The following is a 508-nucleotide window of genomic DNA, read 5'->3' as shown; positions in this document are numbered from 1 at the left end:
TGATGGATGTGTCGATGCCAGTTATGGACGGAATAACCACAACCAAATACATGAGAGACGCAAACATCAAAACACCAATTGTCGCGCTAACGGCACACACATCAGTAGAAGATAAATTTTCTTGTTTAGATGTCGGTATGAATGATTTCATTACCAAACCTGTAAGAACCAAAGAGATCATTGAAGCAATTGATAGGTTAATGCTTGAAGTCTAATAAACGTATTCTTAATCGAAGATTAGGAAATATGTTTATTAGGTATTTTATGGTAAATAGACTTACTGTTAAATGGAACGTCAGTTTGGTAGTCAAACAAGAGGCAGGGCATCACATAAAGGTACCTGCCTTATAAACACCAAACTCAATTTAACATAATATACATAATACGCACTGAATCGAGGGTTCTATCCCTAGGGCTATAGCACCGCAAGCCATTGAAATACTTGTTAAACCAAGCCCATTATACTTTTTTGCAATGCTGTTCCACAGTGTGTTAGAGCAATTTAGTA

The 508-nt window shown here is 36.6% G+C and carries 2 protein-coding genes; one reads left to right on the top strand and one right to left on the bottom strand.

Going from position 1 to position 508, the window contains the following annotated elements; all coding sequences use genetic code 11:
- On the top strand, positions 1-215 hold a 215-nt coding region (locus tag AB4653_RS28550; protein ID WP_372106004.1), incomplete at its 5' end, for a response regulator.
- Between the two features lie 150 nt (positions 216-365).
- Here AB4653_RS28550 and AB4653_RS28545 read toward each other — a convergent pair.
- On the bottom strand, positions 366-508 hold a 143-nt coding region (locus tag AB4653_RS28545), incomplete at its 5' end, for a DUF3693 domain-containing protein (protein ID WP_372106006.1).

It is taken from the genome of Vibrio sp. 10N.222.48.A3 (assembly GCF_041475345.1).
In the GTDB taxonomy this organism is placed as follows: domain Bacteria; phylum Pseudomonadota; class Gammaproteobacteria; order Enterobacterales; family Vibrionaceae; genus Vibrio; species Vibrio tasmaniensis_A.
Note: the sequence above shows the minus strand (reverse complement) of the source record. Positions and strands in the feature narration are given on the sequence as shown.